Origin of the sequence: Herbiconiux gentiana, from assembly GCF_024978135.1 — a bacterium.
Taxonomy (GTDB): domain Bacteria; phylum Actinomycetota; class Actinomycetes; order Actinomycetales; family Microbacteriaceae; genus Herbiconiux; species Herbiconiux gentiana.
Window position 1 is genome coordinate 106,421 of sequence record NZ_JANTEZ010000007.1, and the last position, 14,361, is coordinate 120,781.

Consider the following 14,361-nt stretch of genomic DNA (forward strand, 5'->3'; position numbering starts at 1 on the left):
CTCCGGACATGACGGCAGCGGTGGCGGCGGTCGATCTCGGGGCGACCAGCGGGCGGGTGATGCTCGGCTACGTCGGGCACGACGAGCTTCGGCTCGTGCCCGTCGCGCGCTTCCCCAACAACCCCGTGCGGGTGGCCGACGGGCTGCACTGGAACATCCTCGAGCTCTACCGCAGCGTCACCGCCGGCCTCGCGTCGGCGGTGCGCGACGAACCCGGGCTCGAGAGCATCGGCATCGACTCCTGGGCCGTCGACTACGCGCTCCTCGACGGCGAGCGGATGCTCGGCACACCGTTCCACTACCGCGACGAGCGCACCGCCCGCGGTGTCGAGCTCACCCACGAGAAGGTGCCGTTCGACGAGCTCTACCGCCGCAGCGGACTGCAGTTCCTGCCCTTCAACACGCTCTACCAGCTCGCCGCCGAGCAGGAGGGCGGGTGGCTCGACCGCGCAGACACGATGCTCCTCATCCCCGACCTGATCGCCTTCTGGCTGACAGGCAGCCGCCGCGCGGAGGCGACCAACGCCTCCACGACCGGGCTGCTCGATCCACGCACGGGTGGCTGGGACGACGCCCTCGTCGAGCAGCTCGGCATCCCCCGCCGCCTCCTGCCCGAGCCGGTGCGGCCCGGGCACGAGATCGGGCCGCTGCTGCCCGCGGTGGCCGCCGAGCTGGGTGCACCCGCCGGGCTCACCGTCACCGCGATCGGGTCGCACGACACCGCCTCGGCCGTGGCCGCCGTGCCCGCGACCGAGCCGGGGTTCGCCTACATCTCCAGCGGCACGTGGTCGCTCGTGGGGGTCGAGCTCGAGCATCCGGTGATCACCGAGGCCAGCCGGGCCGCGAACTTCACCAACGAGGGCGGCGTCGACGGGCGGGTGCGCTTCTTGCAGAACGTCTCGGGGCTGTGGCTGCTGTCGGAGTCGGTGCGGCAGTGGGAGCGCGAGTCGGGCGGGCCGATCGCCCTGCCCGAGCTGCTGGCCGCCGCCACCGCCGTCACCCGTCATGTGCCCGTGTTCGACGCGGGCGACCCCGTGTTCATCGCGCCCGGCGACATGCCCGCCCGCATCGCGACGTGGTTCGCGGATCGGGGGCTCGCGGCACCGGGCTCGCGGGCCGAGGTCACCCGCAGCATCCTGGAGAGCCTCGCCGACGCCTACGCGCGCTCGATCCGGCAGGCCGCCGAGCTCTCGGGGCAGCCGGTCTCGGTCGTGCACGTCGTGGGCGGAGGCTCGCAGAACGCGTTGCTCTGCCAGCTCACCGCCGACCGCACCGGTCTGCCCGTGCTCGCGGGGCCGGTCGAGGCGACGGCGATCGGGAACGTGCTGGTGCAGGCCCGGGCGCGCGGCCTGGTGGCGGGCGACTCGAGCCTGGAGGCGCTGCGGGCGCTGGTGGCGCGCACCTTCGCGCCGACCCGGTACTCCCCCGCGGCGCGCTGAGCGGGGCCCGGCGCCCGCGGCTCAGCGCAGCTCGACCACGTCGCGGAACTCGTCGAGGCGCGGGTCGGCCGGCGCGAGCTCGGTGATCAGCACGGCCGCCCGGGAGAGCTCGAACGAGGCGGCGGTCGACTGCTGCTGCAGCTTCGACGAGTCGATGCAGAGCACGAGCTCCTTCGCCACGCGGAAGAAGGCCCGCTTCATCTGCGCCTCGGCGAGCGAGACCTCGGTGGTGCCGTAGCCGCTGTCGATGGCACTGGCCGAGGCGAAGAAGCGCAGGTAGCGCAGCGACTCCGCGGCCTGCACGGCGAGGGGGCCCACGAAGGTGTCGGTCGACTCCTCCGTCTCGCCGCCGATCAGGATGGGGGTGACCCCCGGCGCGGCCTTCAGCACCGCGTAGGTCGGGTAGGAGTTCGTGGCCACCGTGAGACCCGAGCGCGGCCCGAGCCGCTCCGCCAGGGTGATCACCGTGGTCGACGCGTCGAACGCGATCGACCCGAAGCGCGGCACCAGGGCCAGCGCCTTCTCGGCGATGATCTCCTTGGCGCGGGAGTGCTCCGACTGCCGCTCGCCGAACGGCCGGGGCCCGATCACCGAGATCGCGCCGCCGCGCACCCGGCGCAGCAGGCCCTCCCCCTCGAGGTCGGCGAGGTCGCGCCGCACGGTCATCACCGACACGTCGAGCGCCGCCGCGGCCTCGGTGAGGCGCACGACGTTGTCGCGCTCGAGGATGGCCAGCAGCTGCTCGCGCCGCCGCTCGGACTCGGTCAAAAGGGGCATCATCGCCTCCGTTACCTGGTTGTGATGTTGATGTTACATCGGCGCCGAGATCTAACAAACGGCTCTCCGGATGCCCGGAATCACGCCACCCGGATATGTCTCCTCACAATTCGTTGACACACCCGAAAAGGCGGTGTTACATTCCCCTCGTGGTTCAGTGAACCCGAAGATCGGCAGCGTCGCCGAGTCCGTGAGGCGACGCCTGAAACAGTGAAGGGTGTCGAAGATGACCTCCGAGACTTACGACAACGTCGTCTCCCAGACCGCCGCGTTCGACCGCGTGCTCGAGGCCGGCCAGGGCGTGGTGCGCTTCGCGCCGGCGTGGGTGCCGCGGGCGTTCTGCACGCCGGGCCGGCGAATCCGACTGCACCCCGACGACTACTTCCCCTTCGAGCAGACCCGCGGCGGGATCGACGAGCGCTGGCTCGCCAGCACCATCCGCGCCGACAACGGCCCGCTCACGGGAGCGCACGAGGGTCTGAGCCTCGTGGTCGACCCCGAGGGCGGCCTGCTGCCGTTCGACGAGTTCGTCGAGCACCACAAGGCCGACGTCATCGGCGAGCGCCTGTGGAACGGCTTCGGCGGCTGGAGCATGTACTCGAAGTTCTACGACAACCTGCAGCCGCTGCCGTTCCACGTGCACCACTCCGACGAGAAGGCCGCGCTGGTCGGCAAGGTCGGCAAGCCCGAGGCGTACTACTACTCGCCGCACATGAACAACTACCTCGGCGACCAGGCCGTCTCCTTCCTCGGCCTGCAGCCGAACACCACCCGCGCCCAGCTCAAGGAGCGTCTCGAGCGCTTCGTCGAGGGCGGCGACAACCGCATCACCGACTACTCCCTCGGCTACCGCACCCAGCTCGGCACCGGCTGGGACATCCCGGCCGGCGTGCTGCACGCCCCCGCCAGCATCTGCACCTACGAGCCGCAGTCGGCGAGCGACGTCTTCTGCATGTGCGAGTCGTGGAGCAACAACCGCGAGGTGCCCGCCGAGCTGCTCTGGAAGGACGTGCCGCACGAGCACCACGGCGACTTCGAGTTCCTGCTCGATCTGCTCGACTGGGAGAAGAACGTCGACACCGACTTCGTGCCGAACCGCTTCATGGTGCCTTACGCCACCGAGACCTCGGCTGCCGACGGCGGACGCGCCTACGTCGAGAACTGGATCGTCTTCCGCTCCGACTCGTTCAGCGCCAAAGAGCTCACCGTGCGCCCCGGTCAGAGCGTGACCGTCACCGACCAGGATGCGTACGGAGCGATCGTCGTGCAGGGCGTCGGCTCGTTCGGCGGCCACGACACCCAGGCCGCCACGGTCATCCGCTTCGGGCAGCTGAGCCAGGACGAGTTCTTCGTCTCCGCCCCCGCCGCCCAGGCCGGTGTCACGGTCACCAACCGCAGCAGCACCGACGATCTCGTGGTGCTGAAGCACTTCGGGCCCGGAAACGTGGAGCTCGGTCCCGTTGAGTGACGCAGCCACCGCCTTCGGCACCCCGATCGACGAGGCCCTCCTGCGGGTCGGCTCGCTCGACCAGATCGCGCGCGTCGACCGCTTCGTCGACGACGACGGGCCCTCCCGGGGCGCCCGGCGTCTGCGGGTCGTGAACGGGGGCGGGCTCGAGTTCGACGTGCTCCCCGACCGGGGCCTCGACATCGGTGCGGCCTCGTTCCGGGGGCTGCCCCTGGCCTGGCTCTCCTCGACGGGCTTCACCCGCCCCGACGCCTACGACTCCGACGGTCGCGGCTGGCTGCGCTCGTTCGGCGGCGGGCTCGTGACCACCTGCGGCCTGAACAGCTTCGGCCCTCCGACCCACGACGAGGACGGCGTGGTGGGCATGCACGGCCCCTACAGCAACCTCTCGGCCCGCCTGATCTCGACCGAGGCGACGACCGAGGCCGTGACCGTCGTCGGCGAAGTGCGTCAGACCTCGGTGTTCGGCGAGAACCTCCTGCTCCGCCGAACCATCACCTCCCCCGTCGGCTCCTCGTCGTTCACCATCGACGACCTCGTCACCAACGAGGCCGAGACCGCAAGCCCGCACATGGTGCTCTACCACGTGAACCTCGGCTGGCCGCTGCTCGACACCGGTTCGACCATCGACATCCCCGCCGCGAGCGTCGAGCCCCGCGACCCGGATGCGGCGGCCGGCTTCGACGAGCGCGCCGCGGTCGGCGAGCCCACGGTGGGGTTCCGCGAGCAGGTCTTCGTGCACACCGCCGGCGAGGAGCACGTCGCCCGGGTGACCAACCCCGACCGGGGGCTGCGGTTCACCCTCCGCTACTCCGAGACCCTTCCGGCGATCTTCCAGTGGAAGCTGACCGCGACCAAGCACTTCGTGCTCGGCCTCGAGCCGGCGAACACCCCTGAGATCCAGGGCCGGGCCGCCGCCCGCGAGCGCGGCGTGCTGCCGCGACTCGAGCCCGGTGAGAGCCGGAGCTACTCGATCGGGATCGAGGTGAGCACGTCATGACCGATGCGCCTCTGCTGCAGCTCACCGGCGTGAGCAAGTCGTTCGGCGCGGTCGCCGCCCTGGTGCGAGCCGACCTGACTCTGGAGGCCGGCAGCATCCACGCCCTCGTCGGCGAGAACGGCGCCGGCAAGTCGACCCTCGTGAAGATCGTCGGCGGGCTCTACCAGCGCGACGGCGGCGAGTTCACGCTCGAGGGCCGGAGCGTCGACTTCCACAGCACCCGCGACGCCAAAGAGGCCGGCATCGCGGTGATCTACCAGGAGCCGACCCTCTTCCCCGACTTCACCGTCGCCGAGAACATCTTCGTCGGCCGCCAGCCGTACACGAAGCTGGGCCTGCTCGACCGGGCCAGGATGCGCCGCGAGACGCGCGAGCTCACCCAGCGACTCGGTGTGCCGATCGATCCCGACCGCGAGGCGCGAGGCCTCTCCATCGCCGACCAGCAGGTGGTCGAGATCGCCAAGTCGATCTCCGTCGGCGCGAAGGTCATCATCATGGACGAGCCGACCGCCGCCCTCTCGGGGGTCGAGGTCGACCGCCTGATGGGCATCGCCCGCCAGCTTCGCGACGAGGGCAAGGGGCTCATCTTCATCTCGCACCGCTTCGACGAGGTGTTCGCGCTCTGCGACAGGATCACGGTGATGCGCGACGGCACGTACATCGCCACCAACACCACCAGCGAGACCACCGAGGACACGATCATCCGCCAGATGGTGGGGCGCAGCGTCGAGAACCTGTTCCCGAAGCAGGAGACCACGGCGGGCGCCCCGGTGCTCGAGGTCGACGACCTCACCAGCGTCGGGGTGTTCGAGAACGTCAGCTTCTCCGTGCGGGCCGGCGAGATCGTCTGCTTCGCCGGGCTCGTCGGGGCCGGCCGCAGCGAGATCGCCCGGGCCGTGTTCGGGGTCGACCGCTACGACTCCGGTTCGGTGCGCGTCGGCGGTTCGGCGGTGCCCGCCAAGAATCCGGCCGCGGCGATGAGACTCGGGATGGGCTTCGTCCCCGAGGACCGTCGCAAGCAGGGCCTCGCGATGGAGGCGGGCGTGCAGTCGAACATCACCCTCGCCATCCGCGACCGCCTGTCGAAGTTCGGCTTCATCACGGCCTCGATGGAGGAGCCGAGCGCCCGCACCTGGGCCACGCGACTGCAGGTGAAGACCCACGCGCTCGACACCGAGGCCTCGATGCTCTCGGGGGGCAACCAGCAGAAGGTCGTGCTCGGCAAGTGGCTCGCCACCCAGCCGAAGATCCTGATCGTCGACGAGCCCACCCGCGGCATCGACGTCGGCACGAAATCGGAGGTGCACCGGCTGCTCTCCGAGCTGGCCGCCACCGGCGTCGCCGTGCTGATGATCTCGTCGGAGCTGCCCGAGGTGCTCGGCATGGCCGATCGCGTGCTCGTGGTGCGCGAGGGCCGCATCACGGCCGAGATCGCTCGGGCCGATGCCACCCCCGAGAACGTCATGTACGCGGCCACCCACGCCGCCGGCGACGACAGGGAGACCGCAGCATGAGCGTCACGCACACCGTCCCCCCGATCGAGACCGGACGAAGCGGCCTGCAGAAGCTGCTGCGCGCACGCGAGTCCGGGCTCGTCGTGCTCATCGTGGCCCTGATCGCGGTGACCGCCGCCATCCAGCCCACGTTCCTGTTCAGCGACGGCGGCTGGCGTGAACTGCTGCGGCAGCCCACGATCCTCATCCTGATCGCGCTCGGCGAGGCGATCGTCATCATCACGCGCAACATCGACCTGTCGATCGGGTCGATCCTGTGCCTGTCGACCTACACCTCGGGCTGGCTGTTCGCGAACGTCGAGGGCATCCCGATCGTGCTGGTCGTGCTGATCGGGGTGGCGCTCGGCGCGTTCCTCGGTCTCATCAACGGTCTGCTCGTGGCGTTCCTCCGGGTGCCGTCGCTGGTCATCACACTGGGCACGCTCTACGCCTACCGCGGCATCGCCATCCTCTGGATCGGGCCGCACTTCATCCGGTCCAGCTGGCTCCCGCCCGAGTTCAGGGCCCTCGGCACGATGCAGTGGGTGGGGATCCCGGTGCTGCTGCTGCTCGTGCTGATCGTGGTGCTCATCGTCGGCTGGTTCATGACCAGCCGACGGGCCGGCCGCGACCTGTACGCCCTCGGCTCGAACCCCGAGGCCGCGAAGCTCTTCGGCCTCAGCGAGCGCCGCCTGACCCTGAACGCCTTCGTGACGAGCGGCGCCCTCGCCGGTCTCGGCGGGCTGGTCTACCTCTCGATCTACGCCACCGGCGATGCTCGAGTGGGAACGGGCTACGAGCTCGAGGCGGTCGCCGCGGCGGTCGTCGGAGGGGTCGCCATCGTCGGCGGGTCGGGCACCATCTGGGGCGTCGCCCTCGGCGCCTTCTTCCTCGCCACGATCAGTTCCGCGCTGCCGGTGCTCGGGGTGCCGAGTCTCTGGCAGCAGGCCATCGTCGGCATCTTCATCGTCGGCGCCATCCTGCTCGACCGCGTGCTGTTCCTCAGCCGAACACGGCGCGCCAAGCGAAAGGGGAGCGAGTCATGAGCCAGACCACCCTCGCACCGTCCGCCTCCTCTCCCGCCCCCGAGCGGCAGTACCTGAAGCACGGCAAGCCGCTGTGGCGCCGGGGCCTGCTCCGAACCGAGTCCGCGATCATCCTGGCGGTGGTGCTGCTCGTCGTGATCGCCACCTTCACGGTGCCGTTCTTCGCCCAGCCGTACACCTATCAGACGATGATCCTGAACGCGGCACCGGTGCTGCTCATGCTGCTGCCGGTGACGCTGATCATCATCACGGGCGACATCGACCTGTCGGTGGGCAGCGTGCTCGGCTTCTCGAGCGCGATCTTCGGTCTGGCCTTCCAGGCCGGGGTGCCGATCGGTGTCGCCGCCGTGCTCGGGGTGCTGGCCGGTGGTCTCGTGGGGGTGCTGAACGGGGTGCTCGTCACGATCGTCGGACTGCCCTCGCTGGCGGTGACGATCGGCACGCTGGCCCTGTTCCGCGGCATCGCGGTCGGGCTGCTCGGCACCACCTCGATCACCACCTTCCCCACCGACATCACCCGCGCGATGACGGCACCGCTCGGCGGACTGCCCGTGCCGGTGGTGACGCTCGCGATCGTCATCCTGGCGCTCGTGTTCGGCGCACTCCTGCACTTCACACCGTTCGGCCGCGGGGTGTTCGCCATCGGCCTCAGCCCCGAGAACGCCGCCTTCTCCGGCGTGCGGGTGAACCGCACCCGGCTCATCCTGTTCGTCATGAGCAGCCTGGTGGCCGGGGCCACCGGGGTCTACTTCACGCTGCAGTACTCCAACGCGATCGGCACCAACGGGCTCGGCTTCGAGCTGCAGGTGGTGACGGCGATCGTGCTGGGCGGCGTGTCGATCTGGGGCGGCAAGGGCACCATCCTCGGCGCCCTCGCCGGCGGCGTGCTGATCGCGGCCCTGAACAAGACGCTCCAGCTGGCCGGCATCGGCTCCGACACCATCAGCATCGTCACCGGTGTCGCCCTCATCTTCTCCGTCGTCGTGGCGAGTGTCGCGGGCTTCATCTCCCGCCGACGACGGTCGAAGGCCACCGCGGTCGCGGTCGGCACCTGACGCACTCCGTTCCCACCACCCCTGCACCACGATCACATCGACGAAAGGCAGAACAATGAGGTTCACACCGAGCGGGTTCTCCCGCAAGACCCTGGTCATCTCCACAGCGGCCCTCGCGGCCACCGCGCTGCTGCTCACCGGCTGCGCCGGCGGCTCCGGCACCGCGAGCTCCACCGACGGCGGCTCCGCCGGCGGGGGTGGTGACTCCAGCATCACCGTCATCCCGAAGAGCCTCGGCAACAAGTACTTCGAGGCCTCCGACAAAGGTGCGGCCGCGGCGGCCGACGAGCTCGGCATGACGTTCAAGGAAGTGGGGCCAACGGCGACCGGTTCGGCCGACCAGGTGCCCTTCATCCAGACCGCCATCCAGACCGGTCAGAAGGCGATCGCCATCGCGGCGAACGACCCCACCGCCGTCTGCAACGACCTCTCGCAGGCGCAGAGCCAGGGTGTGAAGGTCGTGGCCTACGACACCGACACCGACTGCCGCGACGTCTTCGTCAACCAGGCGACCGTCGACGGCGTCGCCGAGGGACTCGTGAAGCTCACCGCCGACCACCTGGGCGACGAGGGCGGCACGATCGCCATCCTCTCGGGCGGGGCCAACGCGGCCAACCTGAACGCGTGGGTCGACGCCATCCAGGCGCTGATCAAGAAGGACCACCCGAAGATCACCGTCGCCAAGGTGGCCTACGGCGACGACGTCGACGAGAAGGCCTACCAGGAGGCCCAGGGCCTCATGCAGTCGATCCCCGACCTCAAGGCGATCATCGCCCCCGACACCGTCTCGGTGAAGGAGGCCGCGCACTACCTCTCCGACACCCCCGAGTACCAGGGCAAGGTGTGGGTGACGGGCCTCGGTCTGCCGAGCGAGATGAAGGACTACGTCGACAGCGGCATCGTCGAGCAGTTCGGTCTGTGGAACCCGGAAGACCTCGGCTACCTGGCCTCCTACGCGGCCGACGCCCTGATCAAGGGAGACATCACCGGCAAGGAGGGTGACACGTTCACCGCCGGCAAGCTCGGCGACTACACTGTCGGCGCCGACGGCGAGATCGTCCTCGGCCCGCTGTTCGTGTTCAACAAGGACAACGTGGGCGACTTCTCGTTCTGATCCGCGGATCCGACGAGAGACGACCCAGCAGGGCCCGTGCCGTCCGCGGCGCGGGCCCTGCCGCTTGAACCGGCAGTCGACGACCGCTTGCGACGAAGGGGGACCCATGGCGACCATCAGGGACGTGGCACGGCACGCGGGAGTGTCGGCCGGCACGGTGAGCAACGTGCTGAACCGCCCCGGCTACGTCGGATCGGAGACGCGCGAGCGTGTGCTCCGGTCGATCGCCGACCTCGAGTTCACGCCGACCCAGGAGGCCCGCAAGTTCCGCGCGGGGCGGGGCCGCACGCTGGGGCTGGCGCTGGCCGACCTCGCCAACCCCTTCTTCATCGACGTGGCGCTGGGGGCCGAGGCCGAGGCCGCCGCGCTCGGCGTGGGCCTCGTCATCATCCACAACGGCGAGGACGCCACCCGCGAGCAGCACAATCTCGACGTGCTCGTGCAGCAGCGCGTGCACGGCATCATGATCGCCCCGGTGCACGACGACGACCCGCCGCTCGACCGGCTCGACGGGCGCGGCATCCCCCTGGTCTACCTCGACCGGGTGTCCGACGACTCCCTGCGCTGCTGGGTGAAGACCGACGACCTCGCCGGAGGACGCCTCGCCGGGAGGCACCTGGTCGAACTCGGCCACCGGCGCCTCGCCTTCGTCGGCAGCCTCGGCGGCACGGCGCAGGTCGACCACCGCTTCGAGGGCTTCAGCTCCGCCGCCGCGGAGGCCCCGGACTCCGTGGTCGAACGGCTCGCCACCGACTCGTGGCAGATCGACGACGGACGCCGCGCGGGGGCGTCGCTCGCCGCGCGCCCGCGTACCGAGCTGCCGACCGCCGTGATGTGCGCCAACGATCTCATCGCCATCGGCCTCCTGATCGAGTTCGCACGGCACGGCATCCGCGTGCCCGACGACGTCTCGGTGGTGGGCTTCGACGACCTCTCCTGGGCGCAGGCCACCACCGTGCCACTCACCACCGTGCGCCAGCCCCGCGCCGAGCTCGGCGCGCGGGCCGTGCGCCTCCTGCTCGACGAGATCGACGGCGGCTCCGCGCACGAGCACGGGCGCGTGCTGCTCGACCCCGAACTCGTCGTGCGCGAGAGCAGCGGCGCACCCCGCACCACCCCGCCCCCTCGGCAGAAGGACACCCCATGACCACCACCTGGCAGCCCGACCTCGTCAGCGACGAGCTGATCGCCCTCGCCACCTCGCTCGGCGATCCCGGCAAGGACCTCGTCATCCTCGCCGAGGGCAACACCTCCCAGCGCCTCGACGACGGCCGCATCGTGATCAAGGCGTCCGGGGCGTACATGGCCGACACTACACGCGAGGGATTCGTGGTGACCGACGTCGAGCCGCTGATCACCCTGATGGACGACCCCTCGGCCGGCCAGGAGGACCTCACGACCCTGCTCGACGCCGGGGTGCACGAGGGTGTGCGACGCCGTGGCTCGATCGAGACGCTGGTGCATGCCGCCGTGCAGTCGGTGCGGCCCGCGGCCTTCGTCGCGCACACGCATCCCACTCCCGTGGTGGGCCTGCTCGCCAGCGTGCACGCGGAATCGGCGTTCGACGAGTGGGTCTACTCCGACGAGGCCGTGGTGATCGGGCGTCCGCTGTTCGTGCCCTACGCCGCCCCGGGCATCGACCTCGGTCGGGTGTTCCTGGACCGCCTGCGCGGCTACGTCGCCGAGCACGACGTGCTGCCCTCGAGCGTGCTGCTCGGCAACCACGGCATGGTCGCGATCGCCGACAGCGGGCGGGCGGCGGAGGCCATCACCCTGATGACCGTGAAGGGTGCCCGGGTGCGGCTGGACGCCCTGTCGGTCGGCGGGGTGCGCGGGCTGGGCGACGACACGGTCTCGCACTACTTCGAGCGCACCGACTTCATCGAACGCCGCCGGAACCTGGCCGGGTCGTGACCGGAGCGCTCCGGGCCGTCTTCCTCGACGTCGGCGGGCCGATCTACGACGACGAGAACTTCGTCGCCGCGGTGCTCGGCGCCCTCGACGCGCTGCGCGCCGCCGACGGGGTGGGGCCGGTGGACCGCGCCGCCTTCCGCACCATCTACGACGAGGTGCGCTCGGCGCAGGGCGGGTCGCTGCGGGGCGCGCTGGCGTCGGCCTTCCTGGGCTCGCGCTCGCGGCGGGCCGAGCTGCACGCCGAGACGCGCAGGCGCTGGGTGCACCCGGCGGGCACCCTGTACCCCGACGTGCTGCCCTTCCTGCGCGCGCTCGACGGGCGGGTGCGGGTGGGCATCCTGGCCAATCAGGAGGCGGCGGTGATCGCGGCGCTGGAGCGCGACGGCGTCGCCCCGTACATCGACGTCTGGGGCGTGTCGGCCGTGGTCGGTCACGAGAAGCCCTCCCCCGAGCTGTTCGAGTGGGCCCTCGCCGAGGCCGGGGTCACGGCCGACGAGGCGGTGCACATCGGCAACCGTCTCGACACCGACGTGCGCCCCGCGGCCGCGCTCGGACTCGGCACGGTGTGGGTGCTGCGCGGCGAGGCGCCTCCCGTGCCCACCGCCGCCCAGCTGGCCGAGCCCGACCTGGCGGTGCCCGGGCTCGACGGCCTCGCACCGGCGCTCTTCGCCCTGCAGGCGGGTCGCGCGTGAGCATCGTGCTGGGCGTCGACCTGGCCACCTCCGAGGTGCGGGTGCAGGCGATCGACGTCGCCACCGGCGCCGCGCTGGCCGAGCGACGCGCGCCGCTGCCGGTCGTGCAGCGGGGCGCCACCCGAACCCAGCGGCCGGCCCACGGCGCACTGGCCCTCGAGCTCGTCGCCGCGGTCGCCGGCGCGCTCGGCGATCGCTCCCGCGAGATCGGCGCCCTGTCGATCACCGGCACCTCGGGCACCGTCGTCCCCGTCGACGCGCTCGGCGCTCCGGTCGGCAACGCGGTGCTCTACGACGACCCCCGCGGTGTCGACGAACTGCGGATGCTCGCCGCCGCCGGTCTCGACGGCCGACCCTCCGGCGCCCTCGCCCGCGCGGCCTGGATGCACGGCGCAGCCGGCCACGCGCATCCGGACGCCGGCGCCCCCTCGGCCGCACGCTTCGTCTTCACCCCCGACGTCGTCGCGGCGGCCCTCGCCGCCCGGCTGCTGCCCTCGGACACCTCGCACGCCCTGAAGAGCGGCATCGACCCCGTCGCCGCGACCTGGAACGACGAGGCCCTCGCCGTGCTCGGCCTGCCGCGGGAGACGCTGCCCGAGCTGGTCGCCCCCGGCCGCGTCGTCGGCGAGGTGTCCGCGGGGGTCGCCGCCCGGATCGGGTTGCCGACCGGTGTGCTCATCGTCTCGGGGATGACCGACGGCTCGACCGGCCAGATCGCCACCGGCGCGGTCGCCCTCGGCGACAGCGTCGGCGTGCTCGGCACGACCCTCGTGCTCAAGGCGGTCTCGGCTCACGACGTGGTCGACGGGGGCGCCGGGGTGTATTCGCACGTCTCCCCCGAGGGCCTGTTCTGGCCGGGCGGCGCCTCGAACACGGGGGCGGGGGTGCTCGCGACCGGGGTGACGGCCGGGATCGATCCCGCGGCCGTGACGGAGGCGATCGCGGCCGTCGGGCCGTCGTCGGCCGTGGCGTACCCGCTGGCGCGGCCCGGCGAGCGCTTCCCCGTCGCCGATGCCGACTTCGCGGGGTTCGCCGTGCCGTTCGGCACCGGTGCAGCCGGGCCGTCGGGCGCCGGCGGGTCGTCTGGCGCCGGTGCAGCCGGGTTGCCCGCGGCGGTCGACGACCCCGCCGTCCGGTTCCGCACGGTGTTCGAGGGGGTGGCCTTCGTCGAACGCCTCGGCCTCTCCCGGCTTGCGGAACTCGGAGTCGCCTCGCACCGCCACCATCTGGCGGGAGGCGCGGCGGCGAGCGAGCTGTGGAACCGCCTCCGCGCATCCGTTCTCGACCGCCCCGTCGTGGTCACCGAGCAGGCCGGCAGCGCCCGGGGTGCGGCCGCCCTCGCCGCGGCGGCCCTCACCGGCGAGTCGCTGGCCGTCGTCGCCGAGCGGTTCGCGACCGGGCGGCACGTGGTCGACCCCGATCCGGCGCTCCGCGAACCGCTCGAGGAGCGCTACCGGATGTTCGTCACGACGCTCGCGGGCTGCACTCAGGGTGGACGTCGCCACACCGTGACAGAATCGTGACCACAGCCGGGCGACCCGATCGCCGACCCGATCGGCTGCGGCGACAGAAGGTGCGTGTTCGACGACAATGCGACGTGAACTGAACATCATCAGTTACAACCTCCGCAAGCACCACGCGAGCGGGGAGCTGATCGACCTCTCGAAGCTCTACGACGTCGACATCCTCTGCCTGCAGGAGTGCGACACCGAGGACATGCCCCCGGTGATCGAGCACCTCGTGCTGGCCGACTCGACCAAGACGAACCGGCTGGGGCTCGCCATCTACTTCCGCGACGGGCGCTTCGAGCTGCGCGGCACGCGCGTGTTCGCCCTGCGCAAGTCGATGCACGACCGGGTGATGGCACCGGCGCACGAACGGCTGCTGGCCGCGAAGCTGTACGACCACTCGCTGGGCCGGGAGATCCTCGTGGGGTCGTTCCACGCCGCGCCGCTGACGGCGACGAACTCGTTGCGCCGCAAGCAGATCGCCGCCGCCCACAGCGCGCTGCGCGTGATGGGGCCGGGGCTGCCGACCGTGATGGTGGGCGACTACAACTACCCGTGGTTCCGCAGCAACCTCAGTGAGCGCATGGAGGAGTCGGGCTATTTGCTGTCGTTCAGCGACAAGCCGACGTACGCCCGGTACAAGTACTTCAAGGGGCACTTCGACTTCGTGACCTCGGCGCACACGCGCATCGACTCGATCGACACGCTGCCGCAGGGCGAGTCGGATCACCTGCCGATCCTCGTGGTGGCGGGGGTCGAGGACTAGCTCGACGGCTCGGCCCGCGGCCGCGGGCGGGTGGGCGCGGCGGCCGGGCGCTGGCGGCCGGCCGCGGGTGGGCGCGGCCGCTGGCCGGG

At 71.3% G+C, this 14,361-nt stretch carries 13 protein-coding genes; 12 read left to right on the plus strand and 1 reads right to left on the minus strand.

Annotated elements, in window-relative coordinates:
• The first annotated feature begins 8 nt into the window (after window positions 1-8).
• Entirely contained in the window at window positions 9-1,439 is a 1,431-nt protein-coding gene (locus NVV95_RS16070; RefSeq protein ID WP_259487560.1) for a rhamnulokinase, read from the plus strand.
• Between the two features lie 21 nt (window positions 1,440-1,460).
• On the opposite strand, the gene NVV95_RS16075 is transcribed toward NVV95_RS16070, so the two are convergent.
• A complete protein-coding gene (locus NVV95_RS16075) occupies window positions 1,461-2,207 on the minus strand; it encodes a DeoR/GlpR family DNA-binding transcription regulator (RefSeq protein WP_259487561.1) in 747 nt (248 codons plus the stop codon).
• Window positions 2,208-2,442: 235 nt separating this feature from the next.
• Between NVV95_RS16075 and NVV95_RS16080 the strand changes: the two genes are divergently transcribed.
• The 11 genes from NVV95_RS16080 (at window position 2,443) to NVV95_RS16130 (ending at window position 14,272) form a co-directional block, all read left to right on the plus strand.
• Window positions 2,443-3,684 (plus strand): cupin domain-containing protein, encoded by a 1,242-nt coding sequence (locus NVV95_RS16080; RefSeq protein WP_259487562.1) that lies wholly within the window; start codon window positions 2,443-2,445, stop codon window positions 3,682-3,684.
• Window positions 3,677-4,684: an aldose 1-epimerase family protein gene (locus tag NVV95_RS16085; protein ID WP_259487563.1), complete on the plus strand. Its 1,008-nt coding sequence runs from the start codon at window positions 3,677-3,679 to the stop codon at window positions 4,682-4,684. Before NVV95_RS16080 ends, NVV95_RS16085 begins: the two co-directional genes overlap by 8 nt.
• Window positions 4,681-6,198 (plus strand): sugar ABC transporter ATP-binding protein, encoded by a 1,518-nt coding sequence (locus tag NVV95_RS16090; protein WP_259487564.1) that lies wholly within the window; start codon window positions 4,681-4,683, stop codon window positions 6,196-6,198. The genes NVV95_RS16085 and NVV95_RS16090 overlap by 4 nt, the downstream gene beginning before the upstream one ends.
• Window positions 6,195-7,223 (plus strand): ABC transporter permease, encoded by a 1,029-nt coding sequence (locus tag NVV95_RS16095; RefSeq protein ID WP_259487565.1) that lies wholly within the window; start codon window positions 6,195-6,197, stop codon window positions 7,221-7,223. The genes NVV95_RS16090 and NVV95_RS16095 overlap by 4 nt, the downstream gene beginning before the upstream one ends.
• Window positions 7,220-8,278: an ABC transporter permease gene (locus NVV95_RS16100; RefSeq protein ID WP_259487566.1), complete on the plus strand. Its 1,059-nt coding sequence runs from the start codon at window positions 7,220-7,222 to the stop codon at window positions 8,276-8,278. Before NVV95_RS16095 ends, NVV95_RS16100 begins: the two co-directional genes overlap by 4 nt.
• A gap of 55 nt (window positions 8,279-8,333) precedes the next feature.
• Window positions 8,334-9,392, plus strand: coding sequence for a rhamnose ABC transporter substrate-binding protein (locus NVV95_RS16105; protein WP_259487567.1), 1,059 nt, complete (start codon window positions 8,334-8,336; stop codon window positions 9,390-9,392).
• 106 nt (window positions 9,393-9,498) lie between these two features.
• On the plus strand, window positions 9,499-10,539 hold the full coding sequence (locus NVV95_RS16110) for a LacI family DNA-binding transcriptional regulator (RefSeq protein ID WP_259487568.1): 1,041 nt from the start codon (window positions 9,499-9,501) through the stop codon (window positions 10,537-10,539).
• On the plus strand, window positions 10,536-11,306 hold the full coding sequence (locus NVV95_RS16115) for a class II aldolase/adducin family protein (protein ID WP_259487569.1): 771 nt from the start codon (window positions 10,536-10,538) through the stop codon (window positions 11,304-11,306). The genes NVV95_RS16110 and NVV95_RS16115 overlap by 4 nt, the downstream gene beginning before the upstream one ends.
• Window positions 11,303-11,998, plus strand: coding sequence for an HAD family hydrolase (locus tag NVV95_RS16120; protein ID WP_259487570.1), 696 nt, complete (start codon window positions 11,303-11,305; stop codon window positions 11,996-11,998). The genes NVV95_RS16115 and NVV95_RS16120 overlap by 4 nt, the downstream gene beginning before the upstream one ends.
• Entirely contained in the window at window positions 11,995-13,521 is a 1,527-nt protein-coding gene (locus tag NVV95_RS16125) for an FGGY family carbohydrate kinase (protein WP_259487571.1), read from the plus strand. Before NVV95_RS16120 ends, NVV95_RS16125 begins: the two co-directional genes overlap by 4 nt.
• Window positions 13,522-13,588: 67 nt before the next feature.
• Complete coding sequence (locus NVV95_RS16130) at window positions 13,589-14,272, plus strand: endonuclease/exonuclease/phosphatase family protein (protein WP_259487572.1); 684 nt, start codon at window positions 13,589-13,591, stop codon at window positions 14,270-14,272.
• Window positions 14,273-14,361 lie beyond the last annotated feature (89 nt).